General features: G+C 65.8%; 20 protein-coding genes. 8 read left to right on the top strand and 12 right to left on the bottom strand.

Features of this window, described 5'->3' with window-relative positions; genetic code table 11:
* The first annotated feature begins 2 nt into the window (after positions 1-2).
* Entirely contained in the window at positions 3-488 is a 486-nt protein-coding gene (locus JAO73_RS09215) for a YybH family protein (RefSeq protein WP_233169063.1), read from the top strand.
* A gap of 78 nt (positions 489-566) precedes the next feature.
* On the opposite strand, the gene JAO73_RS09210 is transcribed toward JAO73_RS09215, so the two are convergent.
* Positions 567-1,670, bottom strand: a complete 1,104-nt coding sequence (locus JAO73_RS09210; protein ID WP_198976779.1) for an App1 family protein phosphatidate phosphatase — start codon at positions 1,668-1,670, stop codon at positions 567-569.
* Positions 1,671-1,846: 176 nt separating this feature from the next.
* On the opposite strand from JAO73_RS09210, the gene JAO73_RS09205 reads away from it, so the two are divergent.
* Positions 1,847-2,968 carry a DNA topoisomerase IB gene (locus tag JAO73_RS09205; protein WP_198976778.1) on the top strand — a complete coding sequence of 374 codons (1,122 nt, stop codon included), beginning with the start codon at positions 1,847-1,849 and terminating at the stop codon, positions 2,966-2,968.
* An 11-nt stretch (positions 2,969-2,979) separates the two neighbouring features.
* On the opposite strand, the gene JAO73_RS09200 is transcribed toward JAO73_RS09205, so the two are convergent.
* The gene (locus JAO73_RS09200) at positions 2,980-4,515 is read right to left on the bottom strand and encodes a hypothetical protein (RefSeq protein WP_198976777.1); all 1,536 of its coding nucleotides are present in this window, start codon (positions 4,513-4,515) and stop codon (positions 2,980-2,982) included.
* A 76-nt stretch (positions 4,516-4,591) separates the two neighbouring features.
* Positions 4,592-6,202 carry a hypothetical protein gene (locus JAO73_RS09195; protein ID WP_198976776.1) on the bottom strand — a complete coding sequence of 537 codons (1,611 nt, stop codon included), beginning with the start codon at positions 6,200-6,202 and terminating at the stop codon, positions 4,592-4,594.
* Between the two features lie 192 nt (positions 6,203-6,394).
* Between JAO73_RS09195 and JAO73_RS09190 the strand changes: the two genes are divergently transcribed.
* Positions 6,395-7,996 (top strand): hypothetical protein, encoded by a 1,602-nt coding sequence (locus tag JAO73_RS09190; protein ID WP_198976775.1) that lies wholly within the window; start codon positions 6,395-6,397, stop codon positions 7,994-7,996.
* Here the strand turns inward: JAO73_RS09190 and JAO73_RS09185 are convergent.
* Positions 7,993-8,709 carry a spheroidene monooxygenase gene (locus JAO73_RS09185; protein WP_223827444.1) on the bottom strand — a complete coding sequence of 239 codons (717 nt, stop codon included), beginning with the start codon at positions 8,707-8,709 and terminating at the stop codon, positions 7,993-7,995. The genes JAO73_RS09190 and JAO73_RS09185 overlap by 4 nt on opposite strands.
* A 110-nt stretch (positions 8,710-8,819) precedes the next feature.
* Positions 8,820-9,329: a pyridoxamine 5'-phosphate oxidase family protein gene (locus tag JAO73_RS09180; RefSeq protein ID WP_190922466.1), complete on the bottom strand. Its 510-nt coding sequence runs from the start codon at positions 9,327-9,329 to the stop codon at positions 8,820-8,822.
* Between the two features lie 115 nt (positions 9,330-9,444).
* Here JAO73_RS09180 and JAO73_RS09175 point away from each other — a divergent pair, with 115 nt between their 5' ends.
* Positions 9,445-10,047: an acyl carrier protein phosphodiesterase gene (locus JAO73_RS09175; protein WP_198976774.1), complete on the top strand. Its 603-nt coding sequence runs from the start codon at positions 9,445-9,447 to the stop codon at positions 10,045-10,047.
* A gap of 113 nt (positions 10,048-10,160) precedes the next feature.
* On the opposite strand, the gene JAO73_RS09170 is transcribed toward JAO73_RS09175, so the two are convergent.
* Positions 10,161-10,676, bottom strand: coding sequence for an FKBP-type peptidyl-prolyl cis-trans isomerase (locus tag JAO73_RS09170; RefSeq protein WP_190922468.1), 516 nt, complete (start codon positions 10,674-10,676; stop codon positions 10,161-10,163).
* Positions 10,677-10,910: 234 nt separating this feature from the next.
* On the opposite strand from JAO73_RS09170, the gene JAO73_RS09165 reads away from it, so the two are divergent.
* Together JAO73_RS09165 and JAO73_RS09160 are read left to right on the top strand one after the other, a co-directional pair.
* A complete protein-coding gene (locus JAO73_RS09165; protein ID WP_198976773.1) occupies positions 10,911-12,053 on the top strand; it encodes an SMP-30/gluconolactonase/LRE family protein in 1,143 nt (380 codons plus the stop codon).
* Between the two features lie 227 nt (positions 12,054-12,280).
* Positions 12,281-12,538, top strand: a complete 258-nt coding sequence (locus JAO73_RS09160) for a PH domain-containing protein (protein ID WP_198976772.1) — start codon at positions 12,281-12,283, stop codon at positions 12,536-12,538.
* A gap of 45 nt (positions 12,539-12,583) precedes the next feature.
* Here the strand turns inward: JAO73_RS09160 and JAO73_RS09155 are convergent, their stop codons facing one another.
* The 4 genes from JAO73_RS09155 to JAO73_RS09140 all read right to left on the bottom strand — a co-directional run bounded on the left by JAO73_RS09155 (position 12,584) and on the right by JAO73_RS09140 (position 17,156).
* Complete coding sequence (locus JAO73_RS09155; RefSeq protein ID WP_317191214.1) at positions 12,584-14,575, bottom strand: AAA domain-containing protein; 1,992 nt, start codon at positions 14,573-14,575, stop codon at positions 12,584-12,586.
* A 91-nt stretch (positions 14,576-14,666) separates the two neighbouring features.
* On the bottom strand, positions 14,667-15,026 hold the full coding sequence (locus JAO73_RS09150) for a hypothetical protein (RefSeq protein ID WP_198976771.1): 360 nt from the start codon (positions 15,024-15,026) through the stop codon (positions 14,667-14,669).
* 95 nt (positions 15,027-15,121) lie between these two features.
* Entirely contained in the window at positions 15,122-16,435 is a 1,314-nt protein-coding gene (locus JAO73_RS09145; protein ID WP_198976770.1) for a DASH family cryptochrome, read from the bottom strand.
* 73 nt (positions 16,436-16,508) lie between these two features.
* The gene (locus tag JAO73_RS09140) at positions 16,509-17,156 is read right to left on the bottom strand and encodes a hypothetical protein (protein ID WP_198976769.1); all 648 of its coding nucleotides are present in this window, start codon (positions 17,154-17,156) and stop codon (positions 16,509-16,511) included.
* Between JAO73_RS09140 and JAO73_RS09135 the strand changes: the two genes are divergently transcribed.
* The gene (locus JAO73_RS09135) at positions 17,155-17,628 is read left to right on the top strand and encodes a hypothetical protein (RefSeq protein WP_190922474.1); all 474 of its coding nucleotides are present in this window, start codon (positions 17,155-17,157) and stop codon (positions 17,626-17,628) included. The genes JAO73_RS09140 and JAO73_RS09135 overlap by 2 nt on opposite strands.
* Before the next feature lie 72 nt (positions 17,629-17,700).
* Positions 17,701-21,228 carry an AAA domain-containing protein gene (locus JAO73_RS09130; protein ID WP_198976768.1) on the top strand — a complete coding sequence of 1,176 codons (3,528 nt, stop codon included), beginning with the start codon at positions 17,701-17,703 and terminating at the stop codon, positions 21,226-21,228.
* A 21-nt stretch (positions 21,229-21,249) separates the two neighbouring features.
* Here JAO73_RS09130 and JAO73_RS09125 read toward each other — a convergent pair whose 3' ends face one another.
* Both JAO73_RS09125 and JAO73_RS09120 read right to left on the bottom strand, forming a co-directional pair.
* The gene (locus tag JAO73_RS09125) at positions 21,250-22,137 is read right to left on the bottom strand and encodes an FKBP-type peptidyl-prolyl cis-trans isomerase (RefSeq protein ID WP_198976767.1); all 888 of its coding nucleotides are present in this window, start codon (positions 22,135-22,137) and stop codon (positions 21,250-21,252) included.
* Positions 22,138-22,264: 127 nt separating this feature from the next.
* Complete coding sequence (locus tag JAO73_RS09120) at positions 22,265-23,110, bottom strand: oxygenase MpaB family protein (protein WP_198976766.1); 846 nt, start codon at positions 23,108-23,110, stop codon at positions 22,265-22,267.
* Between the last annotated feature and the right edge of the window lie 18 nt (positions 23,111-23,128).

Below are 23,128 nucleotides of genomic sequence, written 5' to 3'. Positions count from 1 at the left end.
CCATGATGCCGTTGTCGTCTGCTTCTAACTGGCTGCTCCGGGCTGGCATGGTCTTCGGCCTCAGCGGCTGTGCGGCCACGGCGCCCGCAGCCCTCACGCCGCAACGCGCCGCTGAGGCGCAGCAGGCCATTCGCCAAGTGCTCACCACGCAGGCCGCGGCCTGGAACCGGGGGGACATTCCGGCCTTTATGGAAGGGTATTGGAAATCGGATTCACTCGTCTTCATTGGCCGCAAAGGGCCCACGTATGGCTGGCAGCTTACGCTCGACAACTACGTGAAAAACTACCCCACTGCCGCTGCGATGGGGCAGCTCGATTTCAGCGGCTTGCGCATCACCCTGCTGGCGCCCACGGCGGCGCAGGTGGTAGGGCAGTGGCACCTGGCACGGCCGGCGGCCGGCGACGTGGGCGGGTACTTCCTGCTGGTGCTGCGGCAGGTGGACGGGCAATGGAAGGTGGTGGCCGACCACACGAACAGCGCGCAGTAACTACGATAATAACAACGCGACACCGAGTGTCTCAGCGTTAGCGTCGTTTACACGTCTGGTGCCACGCATAGCCGGACGTTACCCCACCAGCCCCAGCCCCGCCGCGTGGGCCGCGGCCGTGGCATAGTCGGCCGCCAGCAGCATGGGCACATCCTCACGACCCAATTCCTCAATAATCGGCCCGACCAGGGCGGCGCGCTCGGGCACCTGCACGTCGCGGATGTAGATGGCACGGATACGGCCGGGGTGGCGGCGCACCACTTCGCGGTAGATGCGGGCGTCTTCCTGGCCGCTGTCGCCGCAGAGCACGAAGGGCAGGGCGGGGTAAGTGGTCAGGATGTCGTCGATTTCGTGCAGCTTGTGGGCGAAGTGAATGGCGGCCGAACCGGAGATGCCCGCCGGCACGGGGGCCTTGGGGCGGCCAATGCTGAGGTCGCGCAGCAGGAGCGGGCCGGTGGGGATGTCGTGCAGCTTCAGGAACTCAGCCAGCAGGTCGTAGAGGTTCCAGGGGCTGCTGCTCACGTAGAAAAAGGGGTTGTCGGGGCGGCCGGTGCGGCCCTGCTGGAGCCGGCGGTAGAACTCGGCCACGCCTTCAAAGGGCTGTTTCGATTGGGCGTTGCTGAAGAGCACGCGCCCCAGCATCTTCACGATGTTGGTGGCGCTGGTTTCAAACACCGTGTCGTCGAGGTCGGAAATCACGCCAAACTCGGCGCTGGGCGGCGGCACCAGCACATGGGCTTTGGTGGCAATGGCTTCGGTGGGCAGCTTCAGAAACGCGGGCAGCCGGGCCACGCGCACAGGCACGGGGTACCAGAGGTAGTCTTCGGGTGCGGGCAGCGCCTGCGGCTCGATGACGAGCGTGAAATAGCCTTCGTCGTCGGTGCTCACGAGGTGCTGGCTGCTGTCGGGCAGCTCGGCCACGAGGTCGGCCCCGGCCACTTCGCGGCTGTTGAAGCGGCGCACCATGCTGCGGAAATTGCGCCAGGGCGAATCGGTGGCGGTGGCGGCGGTCAGGCCGGGGTCGGCCAGCAGGCGGCCTTTGATGTAGAACTTCCGGGCGGTGCCGTAGCTGCGGTAGGCGTCGATTTGCAGGGGCCGCAGCCAGCCGCGGCGGGCCGAGAAGCGGGTCAATAAGTGGTCGGACCACTCCGAAATGTTGGACAGGGCATTGGGCAGCTTCATGGGGCAAACCTACGGCCGGCAAGCCTTAGCGTGTATTCTGCGAGTCGGCGCATTCCGAAACGGTGAGGAAATTCGCCCAGGCGCGGGCTCGCAGAATCCGCGCCTGGGCTGGTCGGCCATGCAGCGGGCTTTTGCGTAGAAGCTCAACCTTGAATTCCCGTTCTCTTCGCCGTTCCATGTCCACCGCCACCGCTGCCCAACCCAAAACCCGCAAGAAAACCCTGCTGCCGCAAGACGAGGCGCACATCGTGTACAAAGACCCCGCGCGGCAGGCCCAGATGGCCGGCCTGCGCTACGCCACCGACCAGGGCAAGGGCATCAGCCGCAAAGCCACGCGCACGGGCAATTTCGTGTACCACGACGCCCAGGGCCAGAAAATCACCGACCCCAACACGCTGGAGCGCATCAACAGCTTTGTGATTCCGCCGGCCTGGACCGACGTCTGGATTTCGCCCTCGGCCAACACCCACCTGCAGGTGACCGGGCACGACACCCTGGGCCGCAAGCAGTACCGCTACCACGCCGCTTGGGACGAAATGCGCAGCCTCACCAAGTTTTCGCGGCTGCGCACTTTTGGCGAGAAGCTGGCGCCCCTGCGCGAGCAGCTCAACAAAGACCTGAAGCGCCCCGGCCTCGACCGCGAAAAAGTGGTGGCCTTGGTCCTGACGCTCATGGACCAGTCGTTCATCCGGGTGGGCAACAAGGAATACGCCAAGAAAAACGGCAAATCGAAGCCCAGCTACGGCCTCACCACCCTGCGCGACCAGCACGTGGCCATTGATGGGGCCGACGTCAATTTTGCGTTTGTGGGCAAGAAAGGGGTGCCGCACGACGTGACCCTGCACGACGCCCGCCTGGCGCGGCTGGTGCGCAAGTGCAAGGAAATTCCCGGCCAGCACTTGTTTCAATATTACTCGGCCGATGGGCAGCGGCACGCGCTGGAGTCGGGCGACGTGAACGAATACCTGCACCGCCACACCGGCCTGGCGCTCTCCGCCAAAGACTTTCGCACCTGGGGCGGCACCGTGAAAATGGTGGAATGCCTCGAAGCCGTGCTACGCGAAGAACCCGAGCTGGCCCCCGAAAAGGTGATAAAAAAGGCCGTGAAAGACGTGGCCGCCGGTCTGGGCAACACGCCCACGGTGTGCTCCAAATACTACATTCACCCGCAGGTGGTGGAGCTGTTCAAGTCGGGCCAGCTCATCGAATACCTGCGTAAGCACGACGCCGAAGCCAAGGCCGGCGACCTGCTTTCGCCCATTGAGCGGCTGGTGCTGAAAATGCTGGAACAGGCGTAATCGGCGGCCGGCTACTCCTCGGCGGGCAGGTCGTAGGCGTGCTTGGCCGGGGCACTGCCCTGCTCGAAGCGCAGGCCACGGGCGCCTGTGGGCCCGCGCAACTCGTCGGTGCCCGGGCCGCCATACATCCGAATGCGGGGCCGGGAAACCGCGGGTGCGCCGTGCTCCTCCACCACAAAAACGTCGTCGCCGCCCAGCCCTTCGAGCTGAATCTGCTGCGTGTCGGCGGGTAGAAAAGTGCGCTGGTACAGCCGGCTGGCCGACTGGGCGGCGGGGCCGGCCCCGTACACGGCCACCACGGTGGAATCGGCGTAGCGGTGTATCTCGAACCGCTCGGCCCGCGCCGTGCCGCCGATGGTGGGCCGGCGTGCCAAGCGCAGGTACCAGCGGTCGGCCAGAGCCGGCAGCTGGGCCCGCCGGCTTTGGAGCGCGGCCGTGAGGCGTGGGCCTTCCAGCGCGTAGGCCGAGGCGGGGAGGCGGCGCAGGGCCCGTGCCACCAGCGTATCGGGCAGGCGCTGCTGCAAAGCCTGGGCCGCCGCCCGAAACTGCGGTCGCGTCAGTTGGTTCAGGCCCCGCTCATCGAGGTATTCGCCGTTGGAAAGCAGGTTTTCCTCGTTGGGAAAGCGCGCCGAAAACGTGGTCCAATGGCGCACGGCAACGTGCCCGATAAGCCACCCCAGCACCCCGTCGTCGAGGCGGTAGAACACCATGTCGCGGTCCTTGGGCAAGGGCGCAATGGTGGTGGCCCCGCCGCCCGAAGTGGCCAGCCAGTTCCACTGGCCGGGGTGCCGGTCCCAGTCGCCCAGCCAGGCATCCAGCAAGCGCGCCCGAAGCAGGGCCGGCTGGTCGAGGCGCTGGGCGGGGGTTGAAAAGACTTTTTCGAACGCCTCCTTGCTGCCCAGAATGTCCACTTTTTTCCCTTCCGCCACCGGCGAGGACGTTTTTTCTTCCAGGTACGCGAGCTGCCCCCGGAACAGCCGCAGCGAGTCGCCCTGAAAGGCCGGGTCGTCGGGCCGCACGTAAAACAGGCGCGGCGAGGTGTGCGGCACGCCGGCCGCCGCCGCCAGGGGCGGCACCGCGAGCGCGGCATACGGGTTGGTCGACGACACATTGTCGCGCAGCACGTTCACCAGGAACGTGTTGCGCAATAACGCGGGCGTGGCCCGAATGGGGTCTTTGTCGACGGTGCGCAGCACGTAAGCCCGGCCATCGGGCGCAAGCAGGTTCAGGCTGGTGCTATTGAAGCCACCGCCCACTTTGCCCGGCCGCAGCCGGCCCGGGGAGAGCTGCAGCACCGGCACCGTGACGGGTGCCGCCCAGGTGGCCCGGTGGTGGCGGCCCACCAGGGCGCCATAGAGGCGGCCGTGGCGGGCGTATTGGCGGCCCGCCGTGACGCCCCGCACGCTGTCGGCGGTGGCGGGCAGGGGCTGGGCCTGCGCGGCATCGGGGCGGGCGTCGGGCTGAAAGAAGTTCTGGCGGGCGCAGCCGCCAAGCAAGCCGCTCAGCGTTCCAAAAGCCAACAGGTAAACGGGTAAGCGGGGCGGCATCAAGGGCAAGTTCAACAAAACGGTCGAGCCTTGAACGAAGGCCGCCCGAAAATGGCTGGTGGGAAAGCGCGCAGGGCTAGTCGTCGTTCAGACGCTCGTAGGCGCGGTAGCTTTTGCGGGGCAGGCTGGGCCGGCGGGCATTGGCGGCCGTCATGTCGGAGGCTTCGTCATAGAGACGCAGGCGCCGGGCGCTGCCGCTCAGCTGCAGGCGGTCGTGCCCGGCCCCGCCGTAGAGGCGCAGCGGCATGGGCCGCGCCGTGCCCACGGTGAAAATTTCGAACACGTCGTCGCCGCCCAGGGCGTCGAGGCTCAGCTCGTGGGTTTCGGACGCGAAATAGGTGCGCTGGAAGCGCAGGGAGTCGCCCGCGCTGTGCCGGGCCAGGGCGGCCGAGAAGACGCGCACGGTGGTGGAGTCCGGGTAGCGCTTCACCACAAACCGCTCGGCCTGGGCCGTGCCGCCCAGCGTGGGCGCATGAGCCAGGGTGAGGTAAAAGTCATCGGCGGCGGCGGGCAGGGCGTTGCGGCGCGTCTGCAGGTAGGACGTCAGCCGCGGGCCTTCGAGGGCATACACGGCAGGCGGCAGCCGGTGCAGGGCCCGCTGAATGAGCGTGTCGGGCAAGCGGCGCTGCAAATCGGCCGCCATGCGCCGGAAATCGGCCCGGGTGAGGGCGGAAAGGCCGCGCTCGTCGATGAAGCGCGACTGCTTCACGAGGCCAGGCACGTAGCCGTAGCTGGCCTTGAAGGTATGAAACTGCGGCGCGATGAACCGGCGCGAGGCCAGCCACGGCACGAGGCCGTCATCGAAGCGGAAATACACTTGGTCGCGGTCTTTCGGGATGGCCAGATAGCGCACCCGGCCGCCGCGCATCCGGTATTCGGCCCATTCCCACTGGCCCTCGTGCCGGTCCCAGTCGCCAATCAACAGGTCGAGGAGGCGCGCCCGTAGGAAGGCTGGTTGGTCGATGGTGTGCAAGGGGTGCTCATACACTTTTTTCAGCATTGATTCGCCGCCCAGAAAGTCAGTAGCGCCGGCCAGGTCGGGGGTGCGCGACGCCAGGGCGTCGTACTTCTCTTCGAGCAGGGCCAGTTTGCCCCGAAACCGCTCCGAGCCCTCGCCCAGGCCAGTTTCGTCGGGCCGAACGTACACCAGGCGGGGGCGAGCGTGGGGCACCCCGGCGGCGGCGGCCAGCGGCGGCACCGTGAGGGCGCCGTAGGGGAGGGCCGCCGAGGTGGCGTCGCGCACGGCATTCAGCAAGAACGTGTTGCGCAGCACCTTGGGCAGGGTTTTGCTGGGCTCCTTGTCGAGGGCGCGGAGGGCAAACTCGCGTTTTTGCGGCCCTTCCAGCGTCATGCTGATGCTTTGGTAGCCGCCGCCCATTTTGCTGGGGTGCAGGCCGCCGGGCACGGCCGTGGCCAGCCGCAACACCGGCGCCGTGACGGGCGCGGCCCATACGTCGCGGTAGTGGCGGCCCCAAAACCAATAGTACGTGGGCCAGTGTCGGCTGTAGTGCCGGCCCGCGGCGGCCTGCACCGAGTCGGCCCCCGGGGGCAACGGGGCCGTGCTGCCTACGCCCACGCGGGCATCGGGCTGGAAATAATCGCGCCGGGCGCAGCCAGCAGCGCCCAGGCCCAACAGGGCCAGCAGGCAGGCAGCGGCGGGCGAGAGGCGCAAGGAAAAAAAAGGCATCCAGGAAAAAAGGCAGAAAGTATGTGCCTTTAACGCAACAGCGCGGCAAAAGTCGGCCCGTGATGGTCAGCGGCATAACCGTAGCGCCGGGGTTTGCAGTATACACGGGCTCACACCTGGTCATCTGACCCGCCCAGCGGCGCACCGGCCCTGAAAAAAATGCCACGTTTGTTTCGGATGTCTCGCGGAGGGTTGCTACGGATATGGGGTGCGGTGGTGGGCGCCGCCGCGGCCGTGGGCCTGGGGCTAGCCGGCTGCTCGCACACGGCGCCGCCCGGCAGCGCCCTGGCCCGGTGGGCACCCGATTCGGCCACCGTGACGCTGGCCGCGGGGCCACAATACGCCCGCGGGCCGGTGTGGCGGTTTTTCTGGGGGGCGCACTACCGCAGCCTGTGGGCCACGCCCGTCACGGTGCCCGTCATTCGGCTGGCCCGGGCCGAGCTCGACAGCCTGACGCCCATGCGGGCCGGGGGCAGCTACCAGAGCCGCACCCTGCGCCTGCGCACCGCTGCCGGCCACCAGCTGGTGCTGCGCTCCGTGGACAAAGACATGAGCCGAGCCCTGCCCGCTGGCTGGATGCGCAACTGGCTGAGCGGCCTCATGCGCGACCAAACCAGCGTGTCGCAGCCCTATGGTGCTTACGTGGCCGCGCCGCTGGCCCAGGCCGCCGGCGTGTACCACGCCAACCCGCGCCTGGTGTACCTGGCCAACGACCCCGCGCTGGGCAAGTTTCAGCCCGGCTACGCCAACGCGCTGTACCTGCTGGAGGAGCGCGCCGAGGGCGACCAGGAACACCAGGCCAGCTTCGGCGGCTCGCGGGCCATCTTCAACTCGCACCGCATGCTGGCGGCCCTGCGCCAAAGCCCCAGCTACCAGCCCGATGCCCGGGCCTACCTGCGCGCCCGCCTGCTGGATATGTGGCTCGGCGACTGGAGCCGGCGCGAAGACCAGTGGCGCTGGGCGAGCTTTCTGGAAGGGGGCGGGGTAGTGTTCCGGCCCATCCCGCGCGACCGGGACCAAGCCTTTTTTCGGTTCGATGACGGCGTGCTCACGCGGCTGCTGTCGTGGTTTCTGCCCAAGTTTCAGAGCTTTCACGCCACCATCAAGCCGGGCAGCGTGGAAGGCCTCACCCGCACCGCCCGCGCCCTTGACCGCACGCTGCTGAGCACCCTGAGCGCCGAGGACTTTCGGCAGGAAGCCGATTCGCTGCAGCGGCGCCTCACCGATGCCGCCATTGCGCAGGCCCTCACGGCCGGCCCCAAGGAAACACAGGCGACCATTGCCGAGCAGTTGGGGCCGGCGCTGCAGGCACGACGGGCGCAGCTGCCGGCCGTGGCCCGGCGCTATTTTGAGCTGCTGGCCGAAGAAGCCTGGGTGCCCGGCACCGACCGCGCCGAACGGTTTAGGCTGACCAGTGCCGGGCCGGGGCAGCTGCGGCTGCGCGTACTGGCCATTCGCCCGGCGCGGCCCGATAGCCTGATTTCAGAGCGGGTGTATGCCCAGCACGATACCAAAAAGCTGAGCCTCTACGGCCTGGCCGGCAACGACGTTTTCACGATAGACGCCGCCGCCGCGCCCGGCATTGCCGTGGCCCTGTACCCCGGCGAAGGCCAGGACCGGGTCGTCCTGCCCGCTGCCGCGAAGGCAGAGGCCGCAAAGCCACTCATTTTGTGGTACGGCCGGCCCGGCAGCCCTGCGCCAGCCTTACCGGGCCTCACCGTGGAGCAGGACCCCGAGCCGGGGCTCAGCGCCACGGCAGCCGGCTGGCTGCGCCGCTACAACCTGCAGGATTAGCCCCGGCCCACAAGCCCGGCCATGGGGTCGGCCCCATCCAGCGTGCCCGTGCTGCTCAGCACCTGAAACCGGGCAAACAACTCCTCAGCGTACCAGTTTTCGCGCCGCGTGAGCTGGATGACCTCGCGGTGGCGCACGTCGCGGTAGGCGTATTCCTGCATGGCTTGGGCTGATTCCCACACGCTGAACGTGGCCTGCCGCACCACCGGCAGCTCGCCCAGCCCGAGGGCGGCGCGCACGCCTACTGCGCCGGCCAGGGCCGCGCTGGTGGGCTCCACAAACTGCCAGAACCGCCGCGTTTTCGCCCAGCGAATACTGGCCCGGGTGAGCACGGCCACCGGCGCCGGGGCCGACGCCGGAAGCGGGGCAGCTTCGTAATCGAACGGGCGCTGGCCGTCCCACAGGCCCTGCGCCTTGAGGGGGGCCAGCTGCAGGGTCCACAGCTCGGCGCTGCGCTGCTGATAGGTGGCCCAGAGCGGGTGCTGGCCGAAGAAATCCTCGGCCGCCGCTGCGTCATCCCACACGGCCATGAAGCCGTAGCGGTCGAGGTTGGGCCAAAAACCGAAGCCGTTGCGGGCGCCGCTGCCCAGTAGCTTGAAAAAGCGCAGCCCCGGCACCCGGGCCAGCTTTGCGGGCGACGTGCCCATTTGGGCCAGGCCCCAACGCCGGCGGCCGGGCTGTAGCGTAAAAACGGTGAGCGTGGTGAGGGGCATGCAACTGAAAAAACAAAGAAACGCCGCGCGGCATGGCCCCGCGGCGCTGAAACAACAAAAAAAGGCCGGAATTGCTTCCGGCCTTTTCACGGGCTACGCGCGGGGCGCGGTTATTTGGGAATCACCACCGACTGGCGGTCGGCGCTGGGCTGGTCCCGCTCGCCGGTGATGACGGCTTTGGCGTAGGTGTAGGCCCGCAGCAGCGTCGAATTGGGCGAATCCCAGAACTCGCCCTTGTCGATGGTCACTTTCAGCAGGGCAATGTTGGGGTCGTCGGAGCCTTTGGGGAACCAGCCGCGCAGGCCTTCGCTCCATAGTTCCTTGATTTTGGCGCGGTCCGTCACCACCTGGGCGGTGCCGGTGATGGCCACGTAGAGGTTATCGTCGGGCTTGGAGTAGCCCAGGTTGACGTGACGGTCCTTTTGCAGCTCGCCCACTTTTTGCGAGTCTTGCTCGGTGAAAAACCAGAGCGTGCCATCTTCCTCCGGCTGCGAGGTATACATGGGCCGCGAGTGCAGCTCCGTGCCGTTTTCGATGGTCGTCATCATGGCAATCTTGATGTCCTTGATTTTATCGACGAGCTTGGTTACGTCGTGGCTTACGGCAACTTGGTCGGCCATGGGAGTAGGTGTTTTGGAAAGAAAAATGAGAAAAGAAGTACTGGGCTTACGGCCTGAGCCGCTGACTTGTTTCCTACGGTTGGGACAAACGGGCCGCTTGGTGGTTGTATCGGCCATGAACTTCCTGGCCCACCTCTTGCTCTCCGGCCCGCCCGCCGCGGCCCACTACGCCGACCTGCTGGTGGGCAATTTCATTGCCGACTCGGTGCCCGGCCGCCAGCTTGAAAAGTACCCCGCCGCCGTGCAGGCCGGCATCCGCCTGCACCGGGCCATCGACACCTTTACCGACCAGCACCCCGTGGTGCGCCGCAGCACCCAGCGCCTGCGCCAAGCCGGCTACGGCAAATACGCCGGCGTCATTTCCGACGTGTTTCTGGACCACTTCCTGGCCCGCGCTTTCGAGGATTACTCTGCCGAAGCGCTGCCCGAATTTTCGCAACGCGTGTACGCGCTGCTCACGGCGCGTCGGGCCGACATGCCGCCCCGCGTGCAGCACTTCCTGCCCTACATGACCGAGCACAACTGGCTGCTGGGCTATGCGCAGGTCGAAGGCATCCGGCGCGCCCTCTCTGGCCTGAGCCGCCGGGCCACGGCCGGCTCGGGCATGGAAACAGCCACGGCGGAGTTGGAGCGGAACTATGCGGCGTACGAGGAGGACTTTGGGGAATTCTTCCCGCAGCTCCAGCAGCACGTGGATGCGTTTATCAGCACGGTATAGAAACGCGACACTTCGCGTCTCTACACCACAAAAAAGCCCCGGCACTGTGCAGTGCTGGGGCTTTTTCAGTTTGGGGCTGGTCGTTGCAATCGCAACTACCGCCGGGGGCTTGCCTAGTGGTGGTGGCCGCCTTCGCCGTGCACGTGGCCGTGGGCCAGCTCTTCGGCGGTGGCGTCGCGCACGTCCTGCACTTTGCCGGCGAAGTGCATCACCATGCCGGCCAGGGGATGGTTGAAGTCCATCTTCACGCCCGTGTCGCCGATGCTGACCACTTTGGCTTGCATGTGGTTGCCTTCGTTGTCGGCCATGGGCAGGAAGTTGCCGGGCTGCAGCATTTCCTCGTCCAGCTTGCCGTCGATGAGGAACACCTCTTTGGGGATTTCCACCAGGGCCTGCTCGTCGTAGTCGCCGTAGGCCTGGTCGGGGGTGAGGCTGAACTGGAATTCGTCGCCGGGGTTTTTGCCGTCGAGCTGCGACTCAAATTCCTCGGGCAGGCCGCTGTGGCCGAAAAGGAACACCATGGGCGAGTCGGCCTCGGCCGATTCCACCAATACTTTTTCCTGGTTTTCGTCGGTCACGCTGAGGTCGTAGGTGATGGTGACGACTTTGTTGTCGCTGATTGCGGCCATAAGAGTGCGGGCCGGGCAAGCCGGCCGGGGAGTGGGTGGTAAGAAAAATTTACGGGCAAGATAAGTACGCAAAACCCGGCGGCGCAGCCACCCCCCGCCCGGGATTTTGTGGGCGGGCCGGGCGAGCGGGCCGTAACCTCGTCCTTCTCGCTGCGTTTAGCCGGCTGGTGGCGGCGACTTCGCGTTGAGCGCCACGCCCTTCTTTTCTCTCCTTTCCTATTCTTTCCTGAGTGTATGCGCAACCTGATTCCGGTGCTGCTGAGCGGCGCCCTGCTGGCCAGCTGCCAGTCGAATGACCCCAAAACCGAACGCGAGGCCGTGAACAAAGAGGCCGTGGTGAAGGCCGATGCCGACAGTGCCGGCGCGTCGGCGCCCGCGGTGCCCACCATCGGCAGCCCCAAGCTTCTGTTCACCCTCGACGACGCCCACAACACCCCCGACGGCCTGGCCCTGGCGCCCAACGGCCACCTCATCCTGTCGGTGCCCAACCTGGCCGATAACAGCCAGCCGGCTTCGCTGATGGAGATTGTGAACGACTCGCTGCAGCCCTTTGCCACCAACCTGCCGGTGGAGCCCACCACCAAAAAAGCGGCGCCCATGGACTTGGCGTTCGGGCCCGACGGCAACCTGTACTACGCCGAAAACCAGTACGAAAACAGCAAGGATTTCAAATCGCGCCTGATGAAGGTGCAAATGAAAAATGGCAAGCCCGGCGCCATCACCACCGTGGTCGACAATTTCGCCCTGGCCAACGCGGTGGTGTGGAAAGGCAACACGATTTACGTGACCGACAGCCAGTGGGACATGCCCGACAATGACAAGGGCAGCGCCGTGCTGCGCTTCACGCTGGCCGAGCTGAACAAGGGCGTGGTGCACCTGAAGCCCAAAACCAAAGACCCGCACGTACTGGCTACGTTCACCACCACGGTGAACGAAACCGGCGTGGACAACGGCGCCGACGGCCTGGACTACGACAGCAAAGGCAACTTCTACACCGGTTCCTTCGGCGACGGGCGCCTCTACAAAATGACGCTGAAAGCCGACGGCAGCCTCGCCAAGCAAGAAATCCTGACGCTGCAGGGCAAGCAGATTCCCTGCGTCGACGGCCTCATCATCGACCGCAGCACCGACAAACTCTACCTCTGCAACTCGCGCGAAAACGCCATCGAACTGGTGGACCTGCGCAACAACAACGCCGTGACCACCCTGGCCCAAAACGGCGATACCGACGGCACCGGCGGCCTCCTCGACCAGCCAGCCGAAGTCCTGCTGAAAGGCAAGCGACTCTACATTTCCGATTTCGACAAGCCGGAAAAGAAGTTTGTCAACTCAAAATCGGACGCGCCGCACACCATGTCGGTGATTGACCTGCCGTAAGAAAGTAGGGTTGAGACTAGCAAAAAGCGGGGCCGCGTCCAGGGTGTTTTTCCTGTGGCGCGGCCCCGCTTTTTATGCTTTCGGTAAGCTCAGCGGATGAATGTTTTTTTGCAGAGGCGCACCCACTTGCCCTCGTAAGCGCTGCATTTGCTCCGTAAACCCGCCGCAAAAGCCAGCCCCCGGCCCAATGGCCCGCGTAGAAATGGTAGAACCTTCCGCCATTTCCCATGCCCCTGCACCCCGAGCTAGACAAAAAACTCAGCAAGACCTTCGAGCCCAAAACCAGCATCGACGACGTGTTTAAAGGCTACGACATCACCTTTCTCACCAACGAACACGGCGAGCCTGTGACGCTGTTTTTCGGCAAGCGGCGGCCCGATGGCCTCATCGTCGGCGAGCGGTACACCCGCACCATTAAGCGAGAAACGGGCAGTCTGGCCGTGAAGCACAGCCACTGGGACAACCGCGGCAAAATCATGCGCTGACTAAGAACGAGCGTTGAGATGCGACACTTCGCGTCTCGACACCCGCTAATCCTGCAGCTCCCAGGCCGTGCGGTAGCCCCCGATGCGCTCGATGTACTCCAGCATGGCTTTGAAAAACGGGTGCGCGCTAAGCGTCGACGAGTCGCCCACGAGCAGCAGCTTGCGGCGCGCCCGCGTCATGCCCACGTTCATGCGGCGGATGTCGCTCAGGAAGCCAATTTCGCCGTGGTTGTTACTGCGCGTGAGCGTGATGGCGATGATGTCGCGCTCCTGGCCCTGAAACGAGTCCACGGTGCCCACGCTCAGCATGCGGTGCTCCAGGAGGCCGGCCAGCTCGTCGTTGCCCTCAATGGCGTCCTTCAGGTAGTTGATTTGGGCGCGGTAAGGGGCAATCACGCCGATGGTGAGCAGGTCTTCCTCGTGGTCGGCGGGGTCGTAGGGTTCGAGCAGCTGCGCCAGGCGCTTGAGCAGCAGGTCGGCTTCTTCGGGGTTGGCGGTGGAGCGGCTTTCCGGGATGGTGATTTCCTGGAAGCCGAAGCCGGCCGTGTCCAGAAACTCCACCGGCAGGTCGGGCGCGAAGCTCAGGTCGTACTCGTCCAGGCCGGCGTGGCGCACGCTTTCGTGGGCTTCCAGCTTGCCTTCGTAAAATTGTTCCGAACTGAATTCCATAATCTGCTCGTGCATGCGGTACTGCACCGTGAGCATGCGGGCCGTGGCCGGCTGGCGCTTGATGCACTTCTCGAACAGGGTTTCGCGCAGGCCGTCGCGGGCGGCTTTCTCGCTTTTGACGGTGGGCGGCAGCTGGTGGTGGTCGCCGGCCAGCACCACGCGGTTGGCCTTGGCGATGGGAATCCAGCAGCCCGGCTCCAGGGCCTGGGCGGCCTCGTCGATGAACACCGTTTCGTAGGTCAGGTGGCGGATGTTGCGGTTGGCGGCGCCCACCAGCGTGCAGGTTATCACCTGCACCGATTCCAGCAGGTCTTCGGTGATGTAGCGCTCCAAATCGTCGGCCTGCTGAAACAGCATGCGCGCCTCTTCCTTCAGCTGGCGGCGGTACTGCTGTTCCTCGTAGCCGAAGTTGCGCACGTACTTGCTCGCGGTTTCGCGGTACTGCTCGGCCGTTTGGCGCATCGAGCGCAGCTCGTTGTAGCTTTTGTGGGCCATCACCTGGGCGTCGAGCGTGTGCTCCAGCAGCAGGTCCGACACGCGGCTGGGGTTGCCCATCCGGATGACGTTGACGCCGCGCTCGGCCAGCTTTTCGGTGAGCAGGTCCACGGCCGTGTTCGAGGGCGCGCACACCAGCACGCGCCGCTCGCGCCGAATGGTTTCCAGAATGGCCTGCACCAGCGTGGTGGTTTTGCCGGTGCCGGGCGGGCCGTGAATGATGGCCACGTCCTGCGCCGCCAGCACGTGCCGCACGGCGGCCAGCTGCGAGGCGTTCAGCGGGCTGGGATAAAACAAGTCGGTGGATTTTTCCTCGCGAAAACGGGCTTCCTTGGCGCCCAGCAGCACGTCGCGCAGGTGGGCGAGGCGGTCGCCGTAGGCACCCATCACCTTGCCCAGGGCGTAGTCCATCTCGCGGTAGCTCACCTCGTCAAACGTGAGGTCGATGCCGAGCTTGCCGCCTTCGAGCACCCAGTCGGGCAGGTCTTCCTTGGTGGTGGCCAGCAGCAGCTTGTTGCGCCGCACGCTGGTAATCACGCCGCTGAGCGTGGGCCGGTCGGTGGCCGAGCGGCCGGGAATGTTGCCAAACAGCGAGGCGTTTTTGCCCACCTGAAACAGGTGCAGGCCCTGCTGGCCGGCCGGGCGCTCCAGCTCGAGCACCACTTTGCCGCCAAAGCCAATTTCTTCCTTGGCAATGGTGACGGGGTACCAGGTCAGGCCGCGCTGCTGGCGCTCGGCAATGCTGGCCTTGGCGTTTTTAATCTTGAATTGCTCCAGGTCTTCCTTTTGCTCCAGCTGCATGAGGGCCTGGGTGTGGCGCAGCTCTTTTTCGAGGGCGTAAGGGTCGGTGGGGGTGAAGGTGGTATCGGACAAAAGAATGCGGGTTGATTTCGTTGGATGAATAACAACGAAAACGGAAAATGAGTGGCCGAAGGTCAGGCGCTTTTTCGGAAGCCCGGTGGCTTTAGGCAAAAAAGTCGTCCGGGTCGGTCTGGCTGAGGTATTTCTGCAGCTTAGGCAGCGAGCCGAAATAGGGGAGCACGCACGCCAAAAACTCGTCGGCAATGGCGGCGTTGCTGGCGTAGGCCACGAAGGCAGTGCCGCTTTCCGTCAGCTCCAGCTCGTTGAGCAGGGCGGGGGCATGCTCCTCCACGATGGTTTCGAGGTGCTCGGCCCAGGAAGCCGGCGTGCCCCCGTAGCCGAAGTGCTGAAACAGCCGATAATATTCCTCCAGCCCGCCCACATTGGCAAAAATGACCATCTCATATTCGGGCGAGATGGGCGGTGGAGCGGTGGCCAGCTGAAAAGGAAACGTATCGGACATGCGGCGAAGGTACGTCCGGCCCGCAGCGCGGACTTGCCGTTCGCGTGCAAGCTTCAGGAGGTAGGGCCGGTTTCGGCGCCGACTAAAAGCCCGCGCTACTGGCTCCAGGTGCGCACGTAGCGCTGCTGCGGGTCGTAGCGCCGGGCCTGTTGGGCCACGTCGAAGGCCGTGTCGCGCACGTCGGTGCCGGTGCCGGCGATGTACTTCCAATTGCCCCAGTTCGAGGCCGCGTCGTGGTCGATGAGCTGGTGCTCGAACCAGGCCGCGCCCCAGCGCCAGTCCTGGTGCAGGTCGTGGATAAGGTAGCTGGCCACGTTCTGCCGGCCGCGGTTGCTCATGAAGCCGGTGGCCTCCAGCTCGCGCATGTTGGCGTCCACAAAGGCATTGCCGGTGCGGCCGGCGGCCCAGTCCTCAAACACCGCCCGGTCGGGCTGGGTGGGCTTGGGCAGCTGCTCGCGCAAGCCGCGCCAGCGGAAGAAGTCGGGCCCAGCCCGGTAAGCCAGCAGGCGGAAATAGTCGCGCCACAGCAACTCCAGTCGCAGCTGCATGGCCCCTTTGCTGCGGGCGCCGTGGGTGGCATCGTAGTCGTCGATGGCCGCCCAAATCTGGCGGGCCGAGAGGCTGCCGTTGGCCAGCCAGGGCGAAAACTTGGTGCTGAACGCCTCGCCGAGCATCTGGTTGCGGGTGTCGTCGTAGCGGCCAATGAGGTGGCGCTCCACGGCGTAATCGTGCAGGCGGGCCAGGCCGGCGGTTTCGCCCCCGCCCAGCGCGGGCAGGGCCGAGCGGCGGTCGGGCCGAATGCGAATCAGTGAGGGCAGACCAAGCTTGGCGGCTATCAGCTCAGCAGTGGGCAAGGGCGTGGGCGCGAACCCCTCGGGCAGCGTCGGCAGCCGGCGCGGCGCGGGCAGCGGGGGGCGCACGCTCATCTTCGAAAATACATCAAACCGAAACTTGCTGAACGAGTACGGCAGGGTGCGAAGCGGAATGGGCAGGTCGTTGGGGTGCAGCAGCGTCAGGGTTTCGAAGCGGCGCAGCGGCACTTGCGGCCCTAAAGCAGCTACCAGGGCTTCTTCGGCTTCGTCTTCTTCGGTGGTGTGCTCGCTGCTGGCATACACAGCCTGCGCGCCCACCTGCCGGGCCAGGGCGGGCAGCACGTCCTCGGGCCTCCCCACGACGAAGTGAATGCCGGAGCCCAACGCGGCGTAGCGTTGCTGCAAATCGGCCAGCGTTTCAAGCAGGAAAGCCATCCGGTGCGGACCGGTGCGCGGCAGGCCCAGGTAGGCATCAGCGCCCAGCTGCACGGGGTCGAAACAGTACACGGGCAGCAGGGTAGTGGCGGCCGCGGCGGCGGTCAGAGCCTCGTTGTCATGCAGGCGCAGGTCGTTGCGCAGCCAGTAGAGAACGGTCATGCGGGAAAACGGAACAGTTTGCCAGCCTAACAGGCATCACCGGGTTTCTTCCCGCAAGCCGTCCCGATTCCAGCTACTTCCGCCGGCGACGCAGCGCCACCAGCAGGCCCACGCATACGACCGATAGCCCGGCAATGAGGGCATCGCGCACGAAGTGCCCTTGCTTGGCCTCGGCCACTTCGGCTTCGAGGTCGCGCTGCTTGGCCGTATGCTGCCGTTCGCGCTGGCGCAGGTTTTCGGCCTCGTTCTCCAACTCTGACAGGCGCTGGGACGTCACGTTGCGGTCGCCGCGGCTGGTGTTTTCCAGCTGGGTGGTGGTGGCCGCCAGGCGCACCGAGGTGGTTTTGGCTTCCTGAGCGGTGCGATTGAGCACGTCCACAATCTGCTGGTCTTTGTCGACAATGCCCTGCAGGGCATCCACCACTTCCTGCAGGTCTTTCTTGGATGGTTTGTTGCCGAACAGGCTGTGGCGCTGGGCACTGGCTTCGGCGTAGCGGCGCGTGAGCACCGCCCGCTCGCGCAGCAGGCCGGGCAGGGGGCTGTCGGGGTTAACGGCCGCCGGGGCGGCGTCCTGGGCAAGAACGGGGGCAACGGGCGCTGCCGCTAACCCCAGCAGCAGCGCCAGCGCGGCGAAAAAGCGGCGTTTGGCAAGCTGGGGCGTACTTTTGGGCTTTGATAGCAAGGAAAAAGGGAAGGCAACCATCATCAATAGGCTGGGCATGAGAAATAGAACGTGGGTGTGGCTGGGCGTAATGGGAGTATTGGCCACCGGGTGCAGCAGCGCCCGCAAAGCGCCGCCCTTGTACGGTGGTACGACAACCCTGCCCACGGCGGCTAACGAAAGCGGCAGCGCGGTAGTGCTCCCCTTCGTGGTGCGCGACGTGAGCGACGACGAAACCTACGGCTATTCCGAAAAGAACCCCATTCGCGTGGGCGGCGGCCGCTCGGCCGGGGTGCGCAACCAGCTGCGCTACCTCAACGCGCTGAAAGGCCCGCAGGGCCAGGCCGTTACCTACGAGCGCAAGGCCAGCTGCTGCCCGTTCCGCACGCGCCGCGGCGTAGTCGACAACTCGGCGCTGCTCGACGTGTACGCCGTGACCTGGACCGGCAACCCCACGCCCGTCACGCTCTACCTCAACATGTACCGCGGCGGCAAGCTGCTGGCCCCGCGCGGTTTCACCGGCGCCCAATAGCAGGCACTCGCTCGCTGGCAAAGGCTGAAAAAAGCAGTACTTTTAACAGTCTGGCCCTCGTTTCTCGCTTCTATGTCTGCCCCATACTACGCACTTCTGGCGGCACTGGCTGCTGCCCCCGCAGCCGCACCCGCCGACCAGCTACCTCAGCTGCGCAAGCTGCTGGAAAAAGTGCTGCGCGACGAATGCAAGCACCAGAACACGCCCTTTGTCGACCTGAGTCAGGCCATCGGGCAGGTGGCTTTTCAGCGGGGGCTGCCCGCCGCCCTGCGCAGTCAGCTGCAGGCCTTGCGCCTCGCCGCCAACCTGGTGCTGCATGAAAGCTACGCCGGCACGCCCGCTGAAGTAGCCGCGGGTTTCGCCGCCGTGGCCGCGCTGGTGCTGCACCTCACCGGCGAAGTGTACGAGGGCCCGCGCCTGCCCGAAATCCCGGAAGCGGGCCCGGAAATGCCCGCCTTGCCGCCCGTTGGTCCCGCCGGGTTTGTGCCCGCCGAAAGTGCCCAGCCCGGCGCTACCTGGCGCGTCATCGTGCTGCACGTAGACGAGCCGAGACAGGAAATGACGGTGGAAATGGCCACCCCGGCCGACGGCTGTCCGGCCGCGCCTTTTCAGCTGCTGCTGCCAGAGGCTTATCACAACCTATTCCCGCTGGCAGCAGCGCTGCATCCCACGCTGCACCTCATCGGGCCGGTGCTGCAGGCCGATGGCCGGGTGTGCCCGCGGCGGGTGGTGCTGGAGCCCGATTACCTGGTCAGCGTGACCACCATTGCGGAGTGCGCCCAAGCCACGGCCACCATTCCGGAGTGGGCCCTGCTGAACGCCTTTCTGCCCGACGATACCTCCCGGCCGCTGGTGGTCGGAAACCTGGTGAACCTGCTGCTGGACGAGGAAGTGAGCCACGCGGCCCAACAGGCGGAAATCACCGCGCTGGCCGATGCTGGCGCGGTTGCGGCGAGCCCGCTCACTCCCGGCCGCAGGGCAGAAGAGTTTGACCTGGAAAAGTTTTTCAAGCAGCGCCTGTTCCGCGCCGCGCCGCTGGCCATCAGCACACTACCCGAGTTTCAGACGCGGACCGGGGTGCCCGAACTGCTCAACGACCTGCGCCGCCACCACCGCACCCTGCGCGAAACGCGCGTGCAGGGCTTTGTGGCCCAGAGCCGCACCGGCTACCAGCAAGAGCCCCTGCGCCTGGCCGACTGCTTTCTCGAACCCACCTTCCTCTCGGCAACCTACGGCCTGCAGGGCCGCCTCGACCTGCTGCACGAAAGCGCCACCGGCTACGACCTGGTAGAGCTGAAAAGCTCCACCAAAGTGCCCCACGCCGAGCCCTGGAGCAACCACGCCGCCCAGGCCCAGCTCTACCGCCTGCTGCTCGAATCGGTGTTCGGGGCCGACGGCGAAACGGCCGGACGGGGCCGCACCAGCATTCTGTACTCCAACGCGGCCAGCGGGCAGCCCGCCGTGCGCCGCGTCGACCAGAATCAGGAGCTGATTGACCGGCTGCTTTCGGCCCGCAACCAGCTGGTGGGCATCGAGCTGCAGCTGGCCCGCGCCACCGGCCCCGTGCAGACGGCCCGGCTGCTCGCGCCCGTGCTCCACCCCAACCTCACGGCGCTGCCGCCATTTGGCAAGGCCAAAGCCGAAAAAGTGGCCAATGCCTGGGCCGCCGCCGAACGCGTGGAGCGCGCCTACTGCCTAGAGCTGGCCCGCTTCACCGCCCGCGAAATGCGCCTCACGCTGCTCGGCGACGAGGCCCGTCCCGGCGATGCGGGCGGCCAGGCCGGCCTGTGGCGCCTGCCGCAGGCCCGCAAATTCCAGAACTTCAGCCTGCTCGACGACCTGGTGCTGCTGGAAGACAACAGCAATGCCCCCGACGACGCCCGCGACGGCCTGGGGCCGCACCTCATTTTTCAGCGCCCCGCCGAAGGCCGCGAAGTAAACTTCCGGGCCGGCGACACGCTCATACTCTATCCTCGTCGGCGCCACCTCCGGGATGGTACTGCAGCTGAACTCGGCAACAAAACACTTTCCGTGCTCGATGCCCAGGTGGTGAAAGTGGTACTGGCCGAAGACCTCAGCGCCGATGGCCGCGTGGTGCTGAGCGTGCGCAACCGCCGCATGGCGCCGCGCTACCTGCAAGGCCACTCGCATTGGGCCCTCGAGCCCGACACCTACGACACCTTCCGGCGCGAATGGGCGGGGTTGTCGGCGTTTCTGAGCCTGGCGCCGGAGCGCCGCAAGCGCCTGCTGGCCCGCATTGGCCCCCGCGAACCGGAGGAGTGGAGCCCCGACGCGCCGCCGGCCACCTCGGCCAAAGAAGTGGTGGCCCGGGCCCTGGCAGCCCCCGACTGGTTTGTGCTGTGCGGCCCGCCCGGCACCGGCAAAACGCGCGCCGTGCTGCGCGAGCTGGCCGTCAATCTATACCAGGAGCACAAACAGGTGCTGCTGGCGGCCTATACCAACCGCGCCGTGGACGAAATTTGCGAGCAGCTGGTCGAGGCTAAGTTGCCGTTTATTCGGGTGGGTTCGCGGCTGGGCACGGCGCCCGCGTACCGGCCCTACCTGCTCGACAACATGCTGCGCGACTGCACCAGCCGCCAGATGGTGCGCGGGCGCCTCACCACCTGCCCGTTCTATGTGGGCACCGTGGCCAGCCTGCTGGGCAAGCCCGAGCTGTTCATGCTCAAGCAGTTCGACCTGGCCGTGGTCGACGAAGCCAGCCAGGTGCTGGAATCGCCCATGCTGGCCCTGCTGGCCAAAGTGCCCAAGTTCATCCTCATCGGCGACCACCGCCAGCTGCCGGCCGTGGTGGCCCAGGAACCCGAAGCCAGCGCCGTGGCTCCCGAAGTGGCCAAGCTGCTGCGCGACGAGCTGGGCCTCACCAACCTGCGCAACTCTTATTTCGAGCGCCTGTTCCGGCGCGCCGAGGCCCACTGGCCGCACGCCCACGGCACCCTGGCCGACCAGTACCGCATGCACCAGGAGCTGGCCGTGCTCGTTAACGAAGACTTCTACGAAAACCAGCTGCGCTGCCCGCAGCCCTGGCAGGCCGCCGCCCTCGACCGCGCCCACTGGCCCGCGCCGGCCGATGCGTTTGCGGCGTCTCTGCGGGCGCAGCGCGTGGTGTTTGTGCCCACCCAGCGCCTGCCCGAAGATTTGTCGATGAAGGAATCGGCGCAGGAAGCGGAGCTGGCCGGGCAGGCCGCCGCCTACGTGGCCCGGGGCTACGGGGCCGATTTCAACCCCGAAACCACGTTGGGCATCATTGCCAGCTACCGCAACCAAGCGGCCCGCATCCGGGCGCGGCTGGCGCAGCTGGCGTTGGAGCTTGACTTACCGGGCCTCACGCAGGTCAGCGTCGACACGGTGGAGCGCTACCAGGGCAGCCAGCGCGAGGTCATCATCGTGAGCTTTTGCTGCCACCACGAGCACCAGTTGGAGCTCATGGTGTCGCCCGACGAAAGCGGGCGCGTCGACCGCAAGCTGAACGTGGCCCTCACGCGGGCGCGCCAGCAGCTGGTGCTGCTCGGCAACGAGGACGTACTAAAACGGGCGCCGCACCACGCGGCCCTGTTGGCCCGGGTGCGGCGCCCGCTCTAAGAGTCAGGCCCGAAAGGACGCTTATTGCACGTCCACCAGTTCCACTTCGAAGCGTAGCACGGAGTTGGCCGGGATGGTGGGCGGCACCCCGCGGGCGCCGTAAGCCAGCGCCGACGGAATGATGAGCTGGGCCTTCTCGCCCTTGCGCATCAGCGCAATGCCGGCATCGAAGCCTAAAATCACCTGTCCGCTACCTATCACAAACTGAATCGGGGTGTTGTTGTGCTGCGAGGAAGCGTCAAATACGGTGCCCGTGGCGTCCATCAGGTGACCCGTATACAGCACCGACACGGTTTTGCCCGTGGCCGCTGGCGTCCCGCCAGGATTGGCCAGCACCGGCAGGTAATACAGGCCGGAGGCCTGCTTCTGGGCGGTCGTGATGTTGTTGTCGGTCAGGTATTTCTTGATGAGGTTGTCTTCCACCACGGCATTGTCCACTACCTCCACTTCGAAGCGCAGCACGGAATTGGCCGGGATGTTGCCCACCACCCGGTTGCCATAGGCCAAAGCAGAAGGAATGAGCAACTCGGCCTTGTCGCCGATGTGCATGAGGGCAATGCCCTCGTCAAAGCCGGAGATGATTTGGCCGCTGCCTACCGTGAAGGTGAGGGGCACGTTGTTGTGCTGGGAGGAAGCGTCGAACACCGTGCCGGCAGCGTCGAGCAGGTGGCCCGTGTAGAGCACCGACACCGTGGCGCCGGCCTTCACCTGCACGGCGGCGGCGTTGGTTTGTACCGGCAGGAAGTACAGGCCTGAGGCCTGGCGCCGGGCGGTGGTGATGTTGTGGTCGGCCAGGTATTTCTTGATGAGGTCTTCGTCGATGCCGCTATAATCCTTCACCTCCGGGTCGTCTTTCTGGCACGAAGTGGCGAAAAAGCTGGCCGTGGCCAGCAAGGCGAGAAGCCACAATCGGGGCAAAACTGCTAAATAAGGAATTTTCATGGGCCGTTTTTTACTGGTAAAAATAGTGACTTGTGCCGCACATCTCGTGTTGCGGCACAGCACACAACCCCAAATATTGGTTTAAATTCCCAATCTACGCGGCCCGCTGACGCACACCGGTGGGCCTGCCCGTTCGGTGAAACGGGCAGCTGCCGCGGCTGGGCGGGGGCGTGGCCTCGGCCGGTTGCGCATCCAAGGCCTTGATGCGGTCGCGGTATTCGGCGGGCAGCATGGCGTTTTTGGCCCATTGGCTCAGGGCAAAGCCCCTAGTGGCCCGGTACAGCGCCAGAGGCGGCTGCAGCCAGGCGCCATCGGGCAGGCTTAGCCAGTAGCGCACGCTGGGCGGCACCACCATGCCCTGCACCCCGCGCAGCAGCTGGAAGCGCGCCCAGCCCAGGTGCCGCTCATACTGCCGGTACAAATCTTCTGTGTAGGAGCTCAGCAGGGTATTCTGCGCCAGGTGCTGCTCCCGGGCCAGCCGCCACGCCGCGTAGTCGGTGGGCAGCTCGGCAATGCCCATCCGCCGGCCCACCCGACCAAACACTTCCACAATTTCCTCGCGCTCATCGGCCGTGAGCGGGCGTTCCAGCACTTCAAACGCCCGCATCGAATAGGCCACGAGCATAAATAGCACGTCGCGGTAGGCCCAGTCCGGAATGGCGTGGCCGCGCTTGGCCTCCACGGCGCCATGAATGGCAGCAATGGTGTCGATGGCTTTCTCGGCCGCGGCTTGCTCGGCAAACACGATGCGGCGGGCGTAGTCGACGGTGGAAAATAGCCGGCCCAGCGGGTCGGAGGGCAGCCGGCCGGTGAAGTACAGCCAATCGACCGCCTTATTGAGGGCAAACTCGGCGGCAGCCCCGGCGAAAATGAAAAGTATCATATCGGCCGAACCCCAGATGCGGCGCACGATGGACGAGGGAGCTACGAAATATTGCATGTCTTCCAAAAGAACTTT

The organism is Hymenobacter miniatus (assembly GCF_016427455.1).
In the GTDB taxonomy this organism is placed as follows: Bacteria; Bacteroidota; Bacteroidia; order Cytophagales; family Hymenobacteraceae; genus Hymenobacter; species Hymenobacter armeniacus.
Note: the sequence above shows the minus strand (reverse complement) of the source record. Positions and strands in the feature narration are given on the sequence as shown.